This is a genomic window from Burkholderia savannae, assembly GCF_001524445.2.
Lineage (GTDB): Bacteria > Pseudomonadota > Gammaproteobacteria > Burkholderiales > Burkholderiaceae > Burkholderia > Burkholderia savannae.
This window is the reverse complement of record NZ_CP013418.1, coordinates 2,126,058-2,146,135: the sequence shown is the minus strand read 5'-3', so window position 1 is coordinate 2,146,135 and position 20,078 is coordinate 2,126,058. Positions and strand designations below refer to the sequence as shown.

General features: G+C 70.0%; 8 protein-coding genes. 6 read left to right on the top strand and 2 right to left on the bottom strand.

The features are described from left to right. Window positions 1-8: 8 nt before the first annotated feature. The 3 genes from WS78_RS30525 to WS78_RS30515 are packed head-to-tail and all read left to right on the top strand — an operon-like array spanning window position 9 to window position 3,023. Window positions 9-1,079 (top strand): C45 family autoproteolytic acyltransferase/hydolase, encoded by a 1,071-nt coding sequence (locus tag WS78_RS30525; RefSeq protein WP_059579759.1) that lies wholly within the window; start codon window positions 9-11, stop codon window positions 1,077-1,079. Then, complete coding sequence (locus tag WS78_RS30520) at window positions 1,076-2,419, top strand: aspartate aminotransferase family protein (RefSeq protein WP_059579762.1); 1,344 nt, start codon at window positions 1,076-1,078, stop codon at window positions 2,417-2,419. Before WS78_RS30525 ends, WS78_RS30520 begins: the two co-directional genes overlap by 4 nt. A gap of 40 nt (window positions 2,420-2,459) precedes the next feature. Continuing rightward, window positions 2,460-3,023, top strand: coding sequence for a carboxymuconolactone decarboxylase family protein (locus WS78_RS30515; RefSeq protein ID WP_059579765.1), 564 nt, complete (start codon window positions 2,460-2,462; stop codon window positions 3,021-3,023). Between the two features lie 231 nt (window positions 3,024-3,254). On the opposite strand, the gene WS78_RS30510 is transcribed toward WS78_RS30515, so the two are convergent. Continuing rightward, a complete protein-coding gene (locus tag WS78_RS30510) occupies window positions 3,255-4,229 on the bottom strand; it encodes an MlaA family lipoprotein (RefSeq protein ID WP_059579770.1) in 975 nt (324 codons plus the stop codon). A 1-nt stretch (window position 4,230) separates the two neighbouring features. Further along, window positions 4,231-6,864 (bottom strand): hopanoid transporter HpnN, encoded by a 2,634-nt coding sequence (gene hpnN / locus WS78_RS30505; RefSeq protein ID WP_059579773.1) that lies wholly within the window; start codon window positions 6,862-6,864, stop codon window positions 4,231-4,233. Window positions 6,865-7,454: 590 nt separating this feature from the next. Between hpnN and WS78_RS30500 the strand changes: the two genes are divergently transcribed. From WS78_RS30500 to WS78_RS30490, 3 genes are all read left to right on the top strand, one after another. Next, on the top strand, window positions 7,455-9,092 hold the full coding sequence (locus WS78_RS30500; RefSeq protein ID WP_038749009.1) for an acyltransferase domain-containing protein: 1,638 nt from the start codon (window positions 7,455-7,457) through the stop codon (window positions 9,090-9,092). 103 nt (window positions 9,093-9,195) lie between these two features. Then, entirely contained in the window at window positions 9,196-15,948 is a 6,753-nt protein-coding gene (locus tag WS78_RS30495) for an SDR family oxidoreductase (RefSeq protein WP_059579776.1), read from the top strand. Next, entirely contained in the window at window positions 15,945-20,072 is a 4,128-nt protein-coding gene (locus tag WS78_RS30490) for a cytochrome P450 (protein WP_059579780.1), read from the top strand. The genes WS78_RS30495 and WS78_RS30490 overlap by 4 nt, the downstream gene beginning before the upstream one ends. Window positions 20,073-20,078 lie beyond the last annotated feature (6 nt).

Here is a 20,078-nt window from a genome sequence, read left to right as displayed (position 1 = left end):
GACAACCGATGAAGTTTCTCACGCCCGCCGTCGTGACGGGTTCGCCGCATGACATCGGCCGGCAGCTCGGCGAGCTCGCGCGGCCGGCGATGGACGCGTATTTCTCGCAGAGCAGCGCGTGGCGCGCAGTGGCGCGCTGGCGCGGCCATCCGTTCGTCGCCGAGCTGCGCCGTGCGGCCGAGGCGGCGTTTCCGGCGCTCGTCGCCGAACTCGACGGGATCGCGGCCGGGCTCGGCTGGCGTGCGGAAGACGTGTTCGTCTGGAACTGCCGCGGCGAGCTGATCCACAACGCGTCGGACGGCTGCACGACGCTCGCGGTGCGCACGCCGCGCGAGCGGATGATCGCGCACAACGAGGACGGCGATCCGCATCTGCGCGGCAAATGCAGGCTTGTCGACGTGCGGCCCGACGGCAAGCCGGGCTTCGTCAGCTTCTACTATCCGGGCTCGCTGCCGGGCCATACGTTCGCGGTGAATCGCGCGGGGCTCGTGCAGACGATCAACAACGTGCGCATCCGCCGCCCGGCGGCGGGCGTGCCGCGAATGATCCTCGCGCGCGCGGTGCTCGACGCGGTGTCGCTCGACGGCGCGCTGCGCGTGCTGCGCGATACGCCGCGCGCGAGCGGCTTCCATCACACGCTCGGCTGCGCGGGCGACGCGCGCGTCGTCAGCGTCGAGGCGAGCGTCGCGCGCACGTCGACGCTCGACGTCGACGGCGTGTACGGCCACGCGAACCATCTGATCCACCCGGGCTGCGACGGCGAAGCGCAGATCGTCACCGCGTCGTCCGCCGATCGGCAGGCGCGGCTCGCTCAGTTGCTGCCGCCGCTCGGCGGCGCGGCCGACGCGTCCGCGCTGTGGCGCGTGCTTGCCGATCGCGCGGGCGACGGCCTGCCGATCTATCGCGACGATCCACGCGATCCGGACGACGAGAACACGCTCGCGACCGCGCTGTTCTCGATCGGCGACGACGGCGTCGCGTTCGAGGTGCGCGAGCAAGGCTCGGTGCGCTTTCAGCAATTCGTGCCGCGGGACCCGCAGCGTCCTTCGGCGCTTCGACACGGACAAGGACACGCATGACCACCGTATTTCATCGCGCGCCGCGCGCGAACCTGCCGGTCGCGATCGCGGGCGACGGCATCGAGATCATCGATTCGACGGGCAAGCGCTACATCGACGCATGCGGCGGCGCGGCCGTGTCGTGCCTCGGGCACGGCAACCAGCGCGTGATCGACGCGATCAAGCGGCAGGCGCAGCAACTGCCGTACGCACACACGTCGTTCTTCACGACGCAGCCGGCCGAGGAGCTCGCGGACAGGCTCGTCGCGGCCGCGCCCGCCGGGCTCGAGCATGTGTATTTCGTGTCGGGCGGGTCGGAGGCGATCGAAGCCGCGCTGAAGCTCGCGCGCCAGTACTTCGTCGAGCGGGGCGAGCCCGCGCGCCGGCACTTCATCGCGCGCCGGCAGAGCTATCACGGCAACACGCTCGGCGCGCTCGCGATAGGCGGCAACGCATGGCGGCGCGAGCCGTTCCTGCCGCTCTTGATCGAAGCGCATCACGTGAGCCCGTGCTACGCGTATCGCGAGCAGCGCGCGGACGAAACCGAAGAGGCATTCGCGCAGCGTCTCGCCGACGAGCTTGAAAGCAAGATTCTCGAACTCGGGCCGGACACGGTCGCGGCGTTCGTCGCGGAGACGGTCGTCGGCGCGACGGCGGGCGCGGTGTCGCCCGTGCGCGAATATTTCCGCAAGATCCGCGCGGTGTGCGACAAGTACGGTGTCCTGCTGATTCTCGACGAGATCATGTCGGGGATGGGGCGCACCGGCTACCTGTTCGCGTGCGAAGAGGACGGCGTCGCGCCGGACATCCTGACGATCGCGAAGGGGCTCGGCGCGGGCTATCAGCCGATCGGCGCGACGCTCGTGAGCGACGCGATCTACCGGACGATCGTCGACGGCTCGGGCTTCTTTCAGCACGGCCACACGTACATCGGCCACGCGAGCGCATGCGCGGCGGCGCTCGAAGTGCAACGCGTGATCGCCGAGGATCGCTTGCTCGACAACGTGAAGGCGCGCGGCGAGCAATTGCGCGCGCGGCTGCGCGAGCGCCAGGCCGATCATCCGCACATCGGCGACGTGCGCGGGCGCGGGCTGTTCGTCGGTGTCGAGCTCGTGCGCGAGCGCGACACCAAAGCGCCGTTCGATCCGAAGCTGAAGCTGCATGCGCTCGTGAAGCGCGAGGCGATGCAGCGCGGGCTGATGGTGTATCCGATGGGCGGCACCGTCGACGGCAATTTCGGCGATCATATCCTGCTCGCGCCGCCGTTCATCTGCACCGCGCCGCAGATCGACACGATCGTCGAGCGGCTCGGCGACGCGATCGACGCGGCGCTCGCGTCGATCGGTGCGGCGGCGCGCTGATGCGTGATTGCGTGCGTTTGCACGGTCCCAATGAACCGACATGACGAAAGCGAAGATGAGGCTTCCTGAATTCCACCGCGAGACTGCAACCGACGAGCAGAAGGCAGTGCTCGACGAAATCCTGAGCGGGCCGCGCGGCAACCTGAACGGGCCGTTTCTCGGCTGGATCGCGAGCCCCGAGCTCGCGCAGCACGCGCAGCGGCTGGGCGCGTTCTGCCGGTATCGAACGGGGCTGCCGCTGCGGCTGTCCGAGCTCGCGATCCTCGTGACGGCGGCGCGCTGGCGCTCGCAGGCGGAATGGCACATCCATCATCCGATCGCGCTCGAAGCAGGCGTGCCCGCCGCGGTTGCCGAAGCGATCCGCACCTGCACGGCTCCGGCGTTCGACGAAGCGGACGACGCATTGATCTTCCGCTTCGCGACCGAGCTATACGAGACGAAGCGCGTGTGCGATGCGACATACGACGAGGCGGTTGCGCGTTTCGGGCATCAGGTGGTCGTGAATCTCGTCGCGCTGCTCGGCTACTACGCGCTTGTCGCGATGACGCTGAACGTGTTCGCGATGCGCGCGGACGGGCAGACGGTGCTGCCGTTCGCGGAGTGAGCGGCGGGAAGAAGTGCCGATGAGGCGGACAATGCGCGCGCCGCGTTCGGTTCGTGTGACGGCCGAAGGCCGAAGATCGATGGGCGCACGGCGTTGCCGCACGCCGGCTGATCGGCGGAAAGACGAAGCGCGAAGGACATGGTGCGGCGCGCGTGCGTGCCTGATCCGGATAAGACAACGGCGGCCGTTTCGGATTCGACGCGGCCGCCGTGTCGTTGCGCAGCGCGAGCGTCAGTTCGTCTTCGGCGAGGCGTTCGCGGCGGGCGCGGATGCAGGCTCCGCCGGCGCAGCCGCCGATGCGGGCGTGGGAGCCGTTGCGGATGCCGCAGCCGGCGCCGCGCCGCTTGCACCCGCGTCGCCCGGGTCCTGATACCGCGGCAGCCCGGCCGGCTCGCGTGCGTCGCCTTGCGCGCCGCCGGACGGCATGCCGCCCGCGCCCTCGCCCGGGTCCTCGTACTGCGGCAAGCCGCCCGGCGCGTTGCCGCCCGCGCCCTCGCCGCCCGGTTCGTTGTAGTTCGGCAGCGATTCTTCCTCGCTCTTGCCGTGATACGTGAGCGAGCGGCGCTGCTGCACGTACGCGTCGCGCACGAACGAGTATTTGTCGAGCGCCGCCTGCTGCAGCAGGTCGGTCGCGCCGAGCAGATCCGAGCGCGCGCTGATGAACTGCGCGATATACATCGGATTGCGCGCGGCGGGCTCGATGTAGTTGAGCAGATTGAAGCGGACGTCCACCGCTCGGCCGACGCCGTCGCGGATCGAGCTCGGCCCGAAGATCGGCAGCACGAGATACGGGCCCGCCGGCACGCCCCAGCGCGCGAGCGTAAGGCCGAAGTCCTGGTGATGCTTCGGCAGCCCGGCGAGCGTCGCGACGTCGATCAGCCCGGCGACGCCGAACAACGAGTTCATCGCGACGCGCATCACGTCCTCCGTTGCATCCGTGATCCGGAGCTGCAGCAGGTTGTTCGCGATGTTGCCGAGATCGCCGAGGTTCGAGAAGAAATTGCTGATCGCCGTGCGCAGCGGCGTGGGCGTCACTTTTTGATAGCCCTTCGCGATCGGCACGGCGATCGTCGAGTCGACCGCGTCGTTGAACTTGAAGACGGCGCGGTTCATCGGCTCGAGCGGATCGCCCGGGTGCCGGTTGGGGCCGGTCGCGCAGCCGCTTGCAAGCAGGCAGACGGCGAGCGCCGACGTGGTAATTCGCATTTTATTCATCGATTCCTTGCGATTGATTCGTCACACGCTTCGTGCGCGGCTTGCCCATCAGCACGGGCTGGAAGACGACGGCGCCGATCAGCGTGCACGACAGCGCGAGCGCGAGCAGCCGCCCCATGCTCGCCGTGCCCGGATGATGCGACAGCCACAGGCTGCCGAACGCGGTGGCCGTCGTCGCGGCGCTGAACAGCACCGCGTGCGTGAGGCTCGACTGCAGCAGGCCCGTCTGGCCCGCGCGCCACGCCATCACGAAATACACCTTGAACGCGACGCCGACGCCGAGCATCAGCGGCAGCGCGATGATGTTCGCGAAATTCAGCGGCATGCCGAACAGCACGCACAGCTCGAGCGTCACGACGCCCGACACGAGGAGCGGCACGAGCGTGCGCAGCACGTCGCCGAAGCGGCGCAGCGTGATCCACAGCAGCGCCGTGATCGATATGACGGACAGCGCGGCCGCCTGCAGGAATGCGCGGATGATCGTGTCCGCCGAATGCAGGATCGAGATCGGGCCGCCGATCGCGCCCGGCTCCGCCGCCTTCACGGCCTTCGCGAAACGGCGCAGCATCGCGTCGTCGCCGGGATCGACGCCCTTGGGCACCTTCGGCGAGATCTGCACGAGCGCGCGGCCGCCCGGCGCGATCCAGTCGCGCGCGATCTGCGGCGGCAGGTTCTCGCGCGTGATCTCGGACGGCTGCAAGAGCATCGCGAGCTGGTTCAGCGCGATCCGCAGCGGCGCGGAGAACGCGTGCTCCGCGCGGTCGCGCGTCGCGGCGTCGGCGGCGGCGAGCTTCGTGAGCGATTCGGACAGATGCTTCGCGGCCGCCGCGCCCGGGCCCGGGTAATCCTCGGACGCATATTCGAGCAGGTTCGACGCGCGCTTCAATGCCGCGACGCGCTGCGCGTCCGACGCGGGCGCCGCGGCCGGTTGCGTGAGCGCGGGCAGCAGGTCGCGCGCGGCCGCCGCGATCGTCGCGAGCTTTTGCGGCTGTGCGTCGGGGATGAACGTCGACAGCGTCGTCGTGCGGCCGACCTCGGGCAGCGCGTCGAGCCGCTTCGCGGCGGCGTCGGCGGCCGCGAGCGACGGCGCGAGCATCGACACGTCGTTGACCGACGCTTCCGGCGAATCCTTCAGTGCGAGCAGCGTCGCCATCGATTCGCTGCTCGGGTCCTTCAGATGCAGCGGGTTGAAATCGAAGCGCAGATGCGCGAGCAGCGGCAGCGCGCCGATCACGACGGCGAGCGTGCCGATCAGGATCGGCTTGCGATGGTGGTCGAGATAGTCGTCGACGGGCGCGAGGCGCGGAAAGCCCGGCGGCTTGCGCTCGCCGGGCGGCGCGAACAGCCTGAGCAGCGCGGGCAGGAGCGTGAGCGTCGTGAAGAGCGCGACGAACATCCCGACGCCCGCGATCAGGCCGAGCTCCGACACGCCGCGATACGCGGTCGGCAGGAACGAGAAGAAGCTCGCGGCGACGGCCGCCGTCGCGAGCGTGAGCGGCATGCCCATCGCGTGCGCGGCGCCGACGAGCGCGTGATCGAGATTCGGATAGCGGTGGCGCTCCTCGCGATACTTGACGCCGTACTGGATCGCGAAATCGACGCCGAGGCCGACGAACAGCACCATGAACGCGACCGAGATCATGTTCAGCGAGCCGACCATCATCAGCCCGAGCGCGGCCGTGACGACGAGGCCGACGAACAGCGTGACGAACACCGCCGCGATCATTCGCTTCGAGCGCAGCGCGATCCACAGGATCACGAGCACGATCGCCAGCGTCGCGATGCCGTTGACGAGCGCGCCGTCCTGCACCGACGCGAATTCCTCGTCGGCGAGCGGCTGCTCGCCCGTCAGCCGCACGGCGGCGCCGAAGCGCTTGTCGAGCTCGAGCGCCCGCGCGGTCGCGCGGATCGTCCGCGACGCCTGCTCGCCCGCCTTCAGCGCGCCGTAGTTGACGACCGGCTGCACGGTGACGAACGCGCGCGCGGGTGCGCGGGCGGCGTCTGCGTCGACGAGCGCGCGCCACGAGAACGCGGCCGGCTTGCCGGCGAGCACGTCGTCGACGGTCGCCGCGCTGCGCGACAGCAGCTTCGCCATCCCCGAGAGCTTGACCTGGCCCGACTGCAGCGGCACGCCGAGCGTCGTCGACAGCGTCGTCGCGAGGCCCGCGATGCTCGGGTCCTTCGCGAGCACGTTGACGAGCGGCCGCGCGCTCGCGAGCTGCGAGGTCGTCGTCGCGACGTCCTGCTCGGGCAGGAACAGCAGCCCGTTGTGCTCGAAGAGCGGCCCGCCCGCGGGCTCCGACACCTGGCCGATGCGGCCCGCCTCGGTTTCGCGGCGCAGGCCCTCGGCGAGCGCATCGGCCGCGGCGGTCGCGAATTCGGGCGCGGGCGCCTCGACGACGGCGAGGATCGTCTGGCTGCGCTGCGGGAACGCATCGTCGATCGCGTTGCCGAGCGCGGCCCATTGCGGGTCGTTCTCGACGAGCTTGCTGATGTCAGTGTTGATCTTGAAATGGTGCGCGACGTACACGCCGCTGAGCGCGGCGGCGACAAGCGACAGCACGACGACCCAGATCGGGCGCCGCACCGACCAGGCGACGAGTCGGACGAGGACGGAAGTCAGCATGAGGCGGCGGGTTGGGGGCTGCGAAAAGGCAAAGTAGCCAAGTATACCGGCGCGCGGGTTTGAGAGTCGGCTAGGTTCGGGCGCGTGCGAATCCCGCCGGATTGTTGCGAACCGGGGTTGGAATGCGGCGGAAAAAAGGCGGGGACATATCGAACGCGGGCCGGGGCCGGAGCGCGATGCGAATGCGGGCAGAGGGAAACGCGGGAATTCCGCGCGTGCGCCCGCCCGCAATCGCACCGATTCGTTCGCGACGGCCGCCAATCTGGAGTGCCGCGCGCGAATATCGATTTTCAGTCGGTTAATTCAAGATTTTTAACAAATATTGTCGTGAATCTGACTTTAAGATCGGGCCCGCGCGACGCGGCGCCATGCATATTCGATGCGTAAATGGGCACAGAAGATGTGTAGTTTGGCGAACATAGGTGTGTAAGCACGTATGTTACTTTACGCCAATGCATTAATGGATTTAAGGATTGCATATCGCCCCGCGATGCGTAATCGAATAAATGGACGGCAGGAGGCTGGGGAGACAGATTCTCGACCGATCGACATCGGGCCGTTTGGCATTGGTGGTGGGTAAAGGCAATCACATGGCGCAAGTTGCATTTCTGTTTCCCGGGCAAGGCGCATTCTATGCGGGCGCGACGCGGGCGTTGAGCGGCGCGTACCCCGTGGTACAGCGGGCCATGCAAGCCATCGACGCCGTTTCCGTGCGGCGGCTGCGCCGCCCGCTGCTCGCGACCGTGTGGGACGAGCACATCGGCGTGGAGGATCTCCTGCAATACGCGCCGGACCTGCTGCAGCTCGCGATCTACGCGACGTCCGTTTCGTACTTCGAAGCGCTGCGCGCGCGCGGCGTGCGGCCCGACGTGCTCGTCGGGCACAGCTTCGGCGAGGTCGCCGCGCTCGCGTGCGCCGGCGCGTTCTCGTTCGAGCAGGGCGCGGACATCGTCTGCGACCGCATCGACGCGCTGCGCGAAGCGGCGCCCGCCGACGGCCGGATGGCGGCCGTCGGCGCATCGCCCGACGCGGTGCGCGCGCACCTCGCCGCGTGCTTTCGCGGCGCGCCGCAAGGGCGCCCGGGGCGCGTGCAGATCGCAGTCGAAAATCATTCGTCGCAGACGGTCGTGTCGGGTGCGCGCGAATATGTCGACGAATTCACGGCCTATTGCGCGAGACACAATATCTCCGCGCAAATATTAAATTCGCCTTACGCATTTCATCATGACGATCTGGAAAATGTGCGCATCGAATTTGGACGGCGTCTGAAAGCTTATAAAAATAAAGCGCTCGAATATCCGGTTTATTCGCCGATATTGAATCGCTATTACGCGGCGGCCGACGATCTCGGCGCGTGTCTCGCGCGCCACCTGGTGCTGCCGGTCCGGTTCGGAGATGGGGTCGCAAGACTGAAAGCCGCCGGCATCGGCGCGCTCGTCGAGTGCGGGGCGCTGAACGCGCTCAGCAGGATCGCGGTGCGCGCGCTGGGGCCCGGCGCCATCAAGACCTTTTCGGGCGCGTCGAGCGTGGGAGGCGAACTCGGCGGCCTGGAGAACGTTCTCGCATATTTCAATGGGGGTAGTGTCATGAACGACGACATTCGCGCAAGCAATCTGCAACTCGATTTCGACGAGTTCTGGCGCAACAGCGGTCCGGGGATCGTCGAGAAGATCAAGGGCGAGCTCAAGCGCTTCTTCGACGCGCGGGGGCTGCAGGCGACGCCCGCGCCGCACATCGTGACTGCTCGCGGCGCCGCGGCCGGTTTCGCGCCGGTTGCGTCGGCTGCGCCCGCTGTGCCCACTGCGCCTGCTGCGCCCGTTACGCAGGCCACGCCGGCTGTCGCACCCGCGGCGCCGGCCGCGCCCGTTGCGCATGCAGCGCATGCCGCGCCGGTCATGCAAGCGCCGGCCGCGCCCGGCGCGGGCGCCGAACCCGCCGACGCGCCGGCCGCGCGCGTGCCGCGCGATCGGCTCTTCGCCGAGCTCGTCGCGATCTATGCGGAGGCGATGGAATACCCGGTCGAAGTGTTTACCGAGACTGTCGAGCTCGAAGCGGAGCTCGGCATCGATTCGGTCAAGCAGACGGAGATCATTCAGCGGATCAGCGCCCGCTACGGGCTGCCGCCGCTGCCGGCGAATTTCCGCGCCGGCGATTTCAAGGCGATGGGCCAGATCGTCGATTTCGTCTACGAGCATCAGGGCCAGGCGGCGGCGCTCGTCACGAGCTGAAGCGCCGCACACGCACCGCGCGCCACGAGAAGAACGAGAGGAGAGGGCCGGATCAGACGGAGAGTCTCGTCCGAATGTTTGGTAATCCTGACCACTGCGATTTATGTCGAATTCCTATCTGTTGGGGAAACGGGTTCTGGTGACGGGCGGGGCAAAGAATGTCGGCAAGGCGATCTGCCGCCGCTTTGCCGAAGAAGGCGCGCACGTCATCGTCAATTTCTTTCATTCGCTCGACGCGTCGAAAGAGACCGCGGCCGAGCTGCGCGCGCTGGGCGCGACTGTCGACGTCGTGCGCGCGTCCGTCGCGCAGCCGGCGCAGGTCGAGCGGATGTTCGACGAAATCGAAGCGAAGTACGGCAAGCTCGACATTCTCGTCAACAACGCGGCGTCGGGCGCGCTGTTGCCCGTCGACGACATCGAGGCCGCGCACTTCGACCGTGCGCTCGACACCAATCTGAAGGGCGCGTTCTGGTGCGCGCGCCGCGCCGCGCGGCTGATGGCGCGCGCGGGCGGCGGCGCGATCGTCAACGTGTCGTCGGTCGGCTCGACGCTCGTGCCGGCGAACTATCTCGTCGTCGGCACGGCGAAGGCCGCGCTCGAATCGCTGACGCGCTATCTGGCGGTCGAGTACGCGAGCCTCGGCATTCGCGTGAACGGGGCGTCGTCGACGCTGATCGACGGCGACGTGGCCGCGCAGTTTCCCGACCCCGACAACACGAAGCGCTCGAGCATCGCGGCGACGCCGCTCGGCCGCCTCGCGACCGCCGAGGATCTCGCGGACGTCGTGCTGTTCCTCGCGTCGGATGCGGCGCGCTGGATCACGGGGCAGGTGATCGTCGCCGACGGTGGGCTGTCGCTGTGCAGCGAGGCGCTGTCGCCGCGGCGCGAATGGAGCGGCGCGGCGAACGGCGTGCAGGGTGGCGACGCCGCGCCGTCGGCGGCCGCGTTTGCGAGCCGGGCGAGCGCCGGTGCGGCGGCTGCGCCGGTTGCGTCGCACGTTGCGGATGTCGGCGTCGCGACGGCGGCGATGGCCGGCGTTGGCGCTGCCGGTGCGGCGGCGTCGTCGGCGGCGTCGGCGATTGCGCGGAACGTCGCGAGCGAGCGTGCGAGCGCGCCGTCGAACGATTCCGCTTCGGCGCATGCGCCGGTCGAGCCGAGCGCATCGGCGTCCGGCGGGCGCGCCGACGTTTCGGCATCGTCGACGGGTTCCGCGTTGCCGCGGGTTTCGAGCCCGGCTTCGGCTCAGGCGGGCGCAGGCATCGACGCGCCGTCGTCTTTCGCCGTCGCGGCATCGCACGCGTTTGCTGACGCGAACGTCGCGGACGCGAACGGCGTTCGTCCCGCGACGCCGGCCGGCGAGATCGACGCGCCGCATGCCGAACGCGCATCCGACGACACCGAAGCCGACGACATCGCCGTAGTCGGCATGGGCGTCGCGCTGCCCGGCGCGAGCGACCCGGAAGCATTCTGGCAGGCGCTGCTGAACGGCCCCGAGCTGTTCGGCAACGTGCCGCCCGATCGTTGGGATTACAGATCGTTCTATTCGCCGGACTCGTCGGCGGAAGACAAGAGCTACCAGTCGCGCTCGGTGTTCATCGAGCGCTTCGAGCCCGAGGCGCGCCTGCGCGCCGAAATCGAAGCGGCCGCCGCGCCCGACGAGCTGACGACGCTGTGGCTGCGCCATTCGCTGCGCCAGGCGCTCGACGGCGTGCGCGTGCGCGCGGGCGACCGAACCTCGTTCCTCGTCGGTTACACGGCCGACGGCAGCCAGCATCTCGAGGAAGGGATGGTGCTCGCGGCGATGCGCGCACGGCTGCGCGACGCGCTCGACGAAACCGGCGCGTCACCCGACGAGCGCGAGAGCCGCATCGCGCAGATCGACGCGGTGCTGCGCGCGCGCTATGCGCGCGGCACGGGCGAGTTGTCCGAGTATTTTCCGCATCGCGTCGGCCTGAACGCGATGCGCGGCGTGCTGCCCGACGACGCCGAGTACATGATGGTCGACACCGCGTGCTCGTCGTCGCTCTATTCGGTCGATCTCGGCATCAAGAGCCTGCTCGCCGGCAAGCACGACGTCGTCGCGTGCGGCGGCGCGTTCGCGCTCGCGCCGCGCGGCTCGATCCTGTTCTCGAAGCTGCACGGGCTGTCGAAGAGCGGCGAAGTGCGGCCGCTCGACAAGGCGTGCGACGGCGTGCTGTTCGCCGACGGCGCGGGCGTCGTGATCCTCAAGCGCCTGAAGCGCGCGCTCGCCGACGGCGACCGCGTGCTCGGCGTGCTGAAGGCGTTCGGTTCATCGTCGGACGGCAAGGGCAAGGCGATCTACGCGCCGAACTCGGCCGGTCAGAGCATCGCGATCGAGCGCGCGTATCGGCAGACCGACGTGCCGAAGGCCGCGGTCGACTGGGTCGTCGCGCACGCGACGGGCACGCCCGCGGGCGACCTCGCCGAATTCCAGAGCCTGCGCGACATGCTCAAGCGCGACCGTCCGGTGTACGTGACGTCGAACAAGTCGCTCGTCGGTCACACCGGCTGGGCGGCGGGCGTCGTGTCGCTGATCCAGGTGCTGCTTGCGCTCGAGCACGGCCGCATTCCGCCGCAGCATCGGTTCTCCGAGCCGCCGCGGGAATTCGACATCGGCGCGAGCGGCTTCACGATTCCGACGCGCGCGGTCGACTGGCCGCGCAAGGCCGATGCGGCGCGCGTCGCCGCCGTGTCGGGCTTCGGCTTCGGCGGCACGAACGGCCATCTGATCGTCTGCGAATACCGGCCAGACCTGGGCGCGTCCATGCCTGCCGCGCGCGTCAATCGCGAGCCGCTCGCGATCGTCGGCTGGTCCGCGAATTTTCCCGGGCTCGACGGCCGCGACGCGATCGCCGCGTGGCTGAACGGCGCGGGCGCGGCGCCCGGCGCGAGCTTCGGCCTCACCTATCCGCTGCCGAGTTTCGACCGCGTACGGATGCCGCCCGCGGTGCTGCGCGCGCTCGATCGTTGCCAACTGATGGCGCTAGACGCCGCGCACGACATGCGCGAGCAACTGCGCGACTACTGGAGCGGGCATGCGAACACGATCGGCGTCGTGATGGGCCACATGGGGCCGACGCGCAACGCCGCGCTGTACGCGAGCCGCTGCTATCTCGACGACATCGCGACCGCCGTGCGCGCGAGCTTCGACGACGCATCGCGCGCGCCGCTCGACGATGCGCTCGCGCGCGTCGCGGAGCACACGAAGCGCCTCGTGCCGCCGACGACCGAGAATTCGTTTCCCGGCATGATGCCGAATGTGATTCCCGCGCGCGTCGCGAATTATCACGATCTGCACGGGATGAACATGACGGTCGACGCCGGGCACGCATCGACGCTCGCCGCGTTCGAGGTCGCGTCGCGCTTCCTGAGAAGCGGCGAGCTCGACATGGTGATCGTCGGCGGCATCAACGGCAATTCGGCCGACGAAGTGCAGCCGGCGTTCGACCGGCCGCTCGCCGAGGGGATCGTGCTGTTCGCGGTGACGACGAAGGCGCAGGCCGACGCAGCCGGGCTGCCGGCGCTCGCGTGGATCGAGAGCGGCCGCGAGTTCGCGGACGCCGCCGCAGCGGCGCTCGCGCCGCGCGATGCGCAAGGCCGCGCGGTCACGTACGCGGGCGCCGACGGCGCGCTCGCGGTGCTGCGCGCGCTCGTCGGCCGCGAGGACGCCGCGTCGATCGCGTTCGGCAACGATCGCGATCGGGTGCGCTTCGGCCTGCGCGTCGATCGCAACGCGCCGCCGGTGAGCGGCGACGGCGGACGCGCACGCGACGCTGCGGACGCGAGCGGCTTGTCGACTTCGGCGCCGGTGCCGGTGCCGACATCGACATCGACATCGACATCGACATCGACATCGACATCGACATCGACATCGACATCGACATCGACATCGACATCGACATCGCCGGCTCCCGTTTCTTCTCACCTTTCGGAACCGTCGTCGACGCCCGCCGTTGCGTCGGCGCCGCCGGCGCATCTCGTCGCGCCGCTCGCAACGACCGTGCACGCGGAGCCGCCGGTGGCCGTCGCGACGGCCGAGCCGATTGCCGGCGCGTCGGCCGACAAGCGCGTGCCGATTCCCTCGACGCTGAAGGCGACCGATGTCGCCGCCGACGGCGAGCCGCTCGGCGTCGCCCGCTATCGGATCGATCTGCAGGAGACGCCGTGGCACGCGGGCGCGGGCGCGATCGCGTATCTGCCCGCGGGCAGCGTTGTCGTGACCGACGCGCCCGAGCTGCTCGACGGCATCGGCATGCTGCCCGCCGATCTGCTCGTGCTGTCGACGCGCGCGACGGCGTTCGCGCGCGCGCGGCTCGTCGTCGTCGATACGCTCGGCGAAGCCGCGTTGCAAGGGCTGATTCCGGCGGGCACGCGCCACGTGCGGCTGCTGACGTCGCTGCACGCGGGCGCGCTCGCGCCGGACCGCTCGTCCGCGCCTGCGCCCGAGCTGCTGAAGCTGCACGACCTCGCGTTCCTCGCGCTCAAGCAGTGCTACGACGGCGTCGCGCAGCAGGGCTCGTTCATCGCGCTGCTGCTCGACGCGGTGAAGGACGACGTGCTGCATCCGGACGCGGGCATGTTCACGGGCCTCGTGAAGGCGCTCGCGATCGAGCTGCCGCATGCGCGCTCGCTCGCCGTGCTGACGGACGACGCGGACATCCGGCACGGCGTCGCGCGCGCCGAGCGCGAGAGCGGCGCGCAGCATCTGCTGCCCGTCGTCGCGCTGTGCGGCGGCCGGCGCCTGACGCCGCGCGTGACGCGCGACGCGGGCGAGCTGCCCGCCGACGGTTTCGCGCGGCTCGGGCCCGACTCGGTCGTCGTTGCGTTCGGCGGCGCGCGCGGGATCACCGCGGAGCTGATGAAGGCGGTTGCCGAGCACTTCCAGCCGACGATCCATCTGATCGGCAGCAGCGCGCTCGACGCATACGGCCCCGACGTGTTCTCGGGCAGCGACGAGGCGTTCGCGCGCCGTCGCCCCGACTACATCCGCGAGCAGAAAGCGCGCCATCCGCATTTGCCGCTGCCCGCGATCATCAAGGCGTTCGAGCGCCAGGTCGAGGCGCGCGCCGCGCGCCGCAACATCGACGTGATGAAGTCGTACTGCGGCCCGAACAAGGTGTTCTACCTGCGCGCCGACGTGCTCGACGCAGGCAGCGTGCGCGAGGCGGTCGGCCGGATCGCGGCGGCGGGCCAGCCGATCGATCTCGTCGTCAACGCGGCGGGCCTGAACCGCTCCGCGTCGGTCAACGTGAAATCGTTCGACGATTTCGTCGCGGTGCGCGACATCAAGATTCGCGGCTACTGGAACGTGCGCGACGCGTTCGGCGCCGCGCAACCGCGCGCGTGGTGCAACTTCGGCTCGTTCATCGGCCTGACGGGCCAGGCGGGCGAGACCGATTACGCATCGGGCAACGATTTCCTCAACACGCAGGCCGCCTACCATCGCGCGGCGCTCGCGCGCGATGAGTTCACGATCGGCTGGACGCTGTGGCGCTCGGTCGGTCTCGGCGCGAATCCCGTCACGCGCGCGTTCCTCGAAAAGAGCGGGCTCTTCACGAGCATGCGGACCAACGAGGGCATTCATCACTTCCTGCGCGAGATCAATCTGACCGAGCGCGCGGCGAGCTCCGTGCATCTCGGCGCGGCCGAGCGGCGCGCGATCGAGACGCATCTGCCGACGTTCTTCGATGCGCCGCCCGCATCCGTGCGCGCCGCGTCAACGCAGCGGCCCGTGCAATCGGCGAGCGGCGCGGCCGACGCGCAAGCCGTCGTCGCCGCACATGCGGGGCACGCGGCTTGGCCGTCGCCGCAATCGCATCCGACGCCGCCGCCGCGCGAGCGCATCGCGCAGCCGCCGAGCCACGATTTCTATCTCGGCCGCGAAGTGCGCCGCACGAGCGACAGCGTGACGTTCGAGCGCATCTTCGATCTGCGCACCGACGCGTATTTGCAGCACCACGTCGTGAACCGCTTCGCGACGCTGCCCGGCACGTTCGTGCCCGAGCTCGCGGCCGAGGCGGCGATGAAGCTGCTGCCGGGCCTGCGCGTCGTCGGCTTCCGCGACGCCGCGTTCCGCCACTTCCTGCGCGTGTACGACGCGCAGCGGCCGAGCACGAAGCGCATCCACGCGCAGGTTGTCGGCCGCGAAGGCGACGCGGCGGTCGTGCAGGTGCGAATCACGGGCGACGTGCTCGCGCCGAACGGCCAGGTGCTCGTGCAGGACAAGCTGCACTTCGAGATCAAGGCGCTCGTCGCGCCGCGCCACGCGAGCGCGCCCGCCTGGCCGATGCGGCCGGACGAGCCGCGCACGCCGGTCGCCGATCCGTATCATTTCGAATCGGCGCCCGTGCGCCTGACGGGCATGTTCGTGTCGACCGCGGATACCGGCGTCACCGCGTCGGGCAAGGTCGCGCGCTACCAGCTGAACGTCGCCGCCGACGATCCGGTGTTCTCGCGTTTCATCGTCCCGAGCATCATGCTCGACGGCCTCGCGCGCGTCGCGGTGCTGAATTACGTGGCGGACGACTACATTCCGCTCGCCGCGCCGGTGTCGATCGGCAGGATCGAACTGTACGAAAGCGGCAACGACTGCGAGCTCGCGCGCCGCTACGAGCGGATCGATTTGTACGCGACGCCCCGCGCATTCGCGCTCGAGGGTGCGCACGGCGGCAACCGCTTCGCCGCGGTGCGGCCCGACGGCCGCATGCTGATGGAGATGAGCGACGTGTCGGGCGTCGTGATCGGCTATGTGCACCGGACGACGGGCGCGTACGCGACGAAGGCCGAGGTCGACGCGCTCGCCGCGCGCCTCGCAACCGAGCGGGAGACGGCATGAGCAAGCACCGCCAGGCGCCGGGGCCGCGCGGCAGCCTCGTGATGGGCAACCTCGCCGCGTACAAGCGCAATCCGATCACGATGCTGCTGCGCCTGCATCAGCAGTACGGCGACGTCGCGCGCAACCGGCTCGGACCGTTCGTCACGCATGCGCTCGCGCATCCGGACCACATCCAGTACGTGCTGCAGGAGAACCATCGCAACTACGTGCGCGGGCGTTTCTACGACAACTTCAAGATGTTTTTCGGCGACGGGCTGCTGACGACGGACGGCGAATTCTGGCGCCGCCATCGGCGCGCGGTGCAGCCGCTCTTCCACAAGAAGCAGGTCGATGCGCACACGGCCGCGGTCGGCGACGCCGCGCTCGCGCTCGCGAATCGCTGGAGCGCGCTGCCGCCCGGCAAGTCGGTCGACGTCGTCGAGGAGATGATGCATCTGAGCCTGAGGATGCTCGGGCTGATGGTGTTCAACACTGACGTGTCGTCGCACGCGGAGGCGGTCGGCCCGGCGGTGCGCTTCGGCATCGAAGCGATGATGCCGCAGGGCAACATGAACGACTTCATCCCGCGCTGGGCGCCGACGCGCTTCAATCGTCGGATCGCGCACGCGCGCCGCGCGATCGACACGATCGTCGCGAAGATCATCGCCGATCACCGCGAAGAACGCTGCGAGCCGAGCGACGTGATCTCGCTGCTGCTGAACGCGCGCGATCCCGACACCGGCGCGCCGATGACGCAGCAGGAAGTGCACGACGAAGTGATGACCGTGTTCCTCGCGGGGCACGAGACGACGGGCGCGGGCCTGGCGTGGGCGCTGTACGCGCTCGCGCAGCATCCGGCCGTGCTGCGCCAGCTGCGCGACGAGCTCGACGCGCGCCTCGGCGGACGCGCGCCGACCATGCAGGACTTCGAACAATTGCCGTACCTGTCGCAGGTCGTCGACGAGGCGCTGCGCGTCTATCCGCCGATCTGGGGCTTCACGCGCGATCTCGTCGAGGACGACGAGATCGGCGGCTACCGGATTCCGGCGCGCACGTCGGTGTTCATGTCGCCGTACGTCACGCATCGCCATCCGGCGTTCTGGCGCAATCCCGACGCGTTCGATCCGGAGAACTTCGCGAGCGACGCGCCGGCGCGCCATCGCTTCGTCTATTTCCCGTTCGGCGGCGGGATGCGCAAGTGCATCGGCTTTCAGACCGCGCTCTTGCAGATGCGCGTGCTCGTCGCGGTGGTCGCGCAGCACTTCGATCTGAACGTGCTGCCAGGCCATCCGATCGAACTCGGCGCGACGATCTCGCTGCGGCCGGTGCACGGCATTCGTCTGATCGTGAAGCCGCGCGAGCGGCAGCAGAGCCATCTCGCGCGCGTGCGCGAGCAAGAATCGGTGCGCGCCCTGCGGCCGCTCGGCGATTCGGTCGAACCGACGGGCGCTGTGTGTCCGATGACGGCGGCGCACGAGATCGGCGCGAACGCGACCGCCGCCGCGGCGGCGGAGGCGGGCGCGCTCGCCTGCGCGCCTGCGGGCGGCGCGACCGTCGCCGCGGAGCACGAGCATGCGGCGGCCGGGCAGCCTGCCGATGCCGCGCGGCTGTCGCTGGCTACCGCGCCCGCGGCGGCGCCGCACGACGCGGCCGCCGACGCGAATGCGCGCGGCGTGCCCGCGTGGCGCTTCACGTGGAAGCCGGTGCCCGTCGATGCGGTGCCCGACGAGCCGTCGCCCGCGTTGAGCGGCAAGCGGATCGCGCTCGTCAACGGGCGCGGCGGCACGGTCGAGCGCGTCGCGGCCGCGCTCGCGCGGACCTGCGCGAAGGTATCGGTGTTCGCGCCCGCCGCGAGCGCCGATCACGCGGAAGCCGCGCGAACCTTCGTCAACGAAGCGGGGCCGCTCGACGGCATCGTCGATCTCGGGCTCGAAACGCCGTTCGCGCTCGACGACGCGAGCGCATGGGAAGCGCCGATGCGCCGCACGGTCGAGCTGCTGAAGGCATGCTACGGCGACTGGGCGGCGGAGGACGACACGTCGCGGCTCTTCTACGTCGCGCTCACGTGGATGGACGGGCAGATGGGCTACGGCGGCGACGCCGGCGCGCAGCCGCTCGGCGGCCTGTGGGCGGGGCTCGCGAAGACGCTGCCGCAGGAGCTGCCGAACTGCAACGTGCGCGTGCTCGACATCGCGCCCGACGAGACGGGCCGCGTCGACCGGCACGTCGTCAACGAGCTGTATCGCTGGGGCCTGTTCGAGGTCGGCTATCGCAACGGCGTGCGCTACACGTTGCACGCGAAGCGCAACGAACTGCCGCCGCTCGCCGTCGACGCGCAAACGGCGCTCGCGCCCGGCGACACCGTGCTGTTCTCGGGCGGCGCGCGCGGGATCGGCCTGCTGTGCGCGCGTGCGCTGGCCGAACGCCACGGCTGCGCGGTGATCGTCACGGGGCGCGAGGCGCCGCCCGACGGCAGCGAGCCATGGATGGCGCTCGACGACGAAGGCTTCAAGCGATACGGCCTCGAACAGCTGCGCGCGGCGACGCCCGACAATCCGCCGAAGTCGATCCGCGCGACGCTGCAGCGCCTGAAGCGGCGGCGCGAGCTGAAGGCGGCGCTCGACGAGATGGCCGCGCTCGGTCTGGCGGTGCATTACCGCGTATGCGACGTGACCGACCGCGCGGCCGTGCGCGCGCTGTGCGACGAGCTCGGCGATTCGCTGCGGATGGTGATCCACAACGCGGGCGTCGACCAGCCGGTGCGGCTGATCCAGAAGCGCGCCGACGATTTCGCGCACACGGTCCGCACCAAGGTGCTCGGCTTCGCGAATCTGTGCGATGCGGTCCGCGCGCGGCCGCGGCTCGTGCAGTTCTGCAACGTCGGCTCGCTGACGGGCCGCTGGGGCGGGATGACGGGCGAGACCGACTATGCGGCCGCGAACGAGGCGCTCGCGCGTCTGGGCCTGTGGGCGGCCAAGCACGCGCTTTCGCCCGCGTGCGGCGTGAAGACGCTCGTGTGGCCGACGTGGGAAGGCGTCGGGATGATCACGAACTTCGCGGTCACGCAGCGCTACATCACGCCGATGAACGTCGACGAGGGCGTGCGCCACTGGCTGCGCGAGCTCGCGTCGCCGGGCAGCGGCGAGGCGATGTTCATGGGCGCGGTCGGCCGCGCGCCGACGCCCGTGCAGATCAAGGGCTTCCAGCCGATTCGCGAGCTGCCGAACATCGGCGAGCTCGTCACGCGCCGGCATCACGTCGGCGAGCCGCTGCGCTTTCGGCCGTTCAAGCGTTTCGAGGGCCGCTACGCGATCGATCCCGCCGTCGCGCCGTACTCGCACGCGTTCCGCTTCAACGGCCGCGCGGTGCTGCCCGCGTCGCTCGTGCTCGAGCACGCGTGCGCGGTCGGCGACTGGGTGATGCCGCCGACGGGCGAGCCGCGCGACCTGAGCGAGATGACGAACGTCGTGTTGCGTCTCGACGCGCTGCCCGACGTGTCCGGCGGCGGCGAGCCCGTCGAGATCGGCAGCGAGGCGGCCGGCTACATGATCGGCGACGTCTGGTGTGTCGACGTGCGCTGCAGCGACGCGCGCACGCGCGCCGAGCTGCTCAGCATGACGCTCGTCTATCGGCCGCAGCCGGAGCAGATCGGCGCCGCGTATGCGCGCCCGCCCGGCACGACGCCGGAGCCCGCGCGGCTCACGAGCGCGCCGCATGCCGCGTGGAACGGCGAGCTGCTGCCGGCGGGCGACTGGAGCGTGCCCGACGACGCGTCGGCCGGCATCGTGCGGATCGGCCGCGTGCCGCCCGCCGCCGTGTTGAGCCTCTGGGCGCTGCCGTTTCCGCTCGAACTGCGCCTGCCCGTCAATCACGTCGAGCACGTGCTGCGCGTGCTGCTCGCCGAATGGGGCGCCGCGCAGCCCGACGCGCCGGCCGTGTGGCGGATCGGCGGCGCGAAGCTCGCGCGTCTGCCGGCGTCGTCGGCAGACAGCGTCGTCGAGTACGCGACCGGCCGCTTCGCGGTGCTCGACGCGCGCGGCTACGTGCTGCTGCGTGTCGACGACACGCGCGTCGGCGCCGATGCCGACGCCGCACATGCGACGCAGTCCGAAACAGGCGCGCTTGCCGATCCGCTGACGGCATGATGCGCG

Coding starts and splice junctions, on each gene's coding strand:
- WS78_RS30525 (WP_059579759.1), top strand. CDS start 9: ATGAAGTTTCTCACGCCCGCCGTCGTGACGGGTTCGCCGCATGACATC.
- WS78_RS30520 (WP_059579762.1), top strand. CDS start 1,076: ATGACCACCGTATTTCATCGCGCGCCGCGCGCGAACCTGCCGGTCGCG.
- WS78_RS30515 (WP_059579765.1), top strand. CDS start 2,460: ATGACGAAAGCGAAGATGAGGCTTCCTGAATTCCACCGCGAGACTGCA.
- WS78_RS30510 (WP_059579770.1), bottom strand. CDS start 4,229: ATGCGAATTACCACGTCGGCGCTCGCCGTCTGCCTGCTTGCAAGCGGC.
- hpnN (WP_059579773.1), bottom strand. CDS start 6,864: ATGCTGACTTCCGTCCTCGTCCGACTCGTCGCCTGGTCGGTGCGGCGC.
- WS78_RS30500 (WP_038749009.1), top strand. CDS start 7,455: ATGGCGCAAGTTGCATTTCTGTTTCCCGGGCAAGGCGCATTCTATGCG.
- WS78_RS30495 (WP_059579776.1), top strand. CDS start 9,196: ATGTCGAATTCCTATCTGTTGGGGAAACGGGTTCTGGTGACGGGCGGG.
- WS78_RS30490 (WP_059579780.1), top strand. CDS start 15,945: ATGAGCAAGCACCGCCAGGCGCCGGGGCCGCGCGGCAGCCTCGTGATG.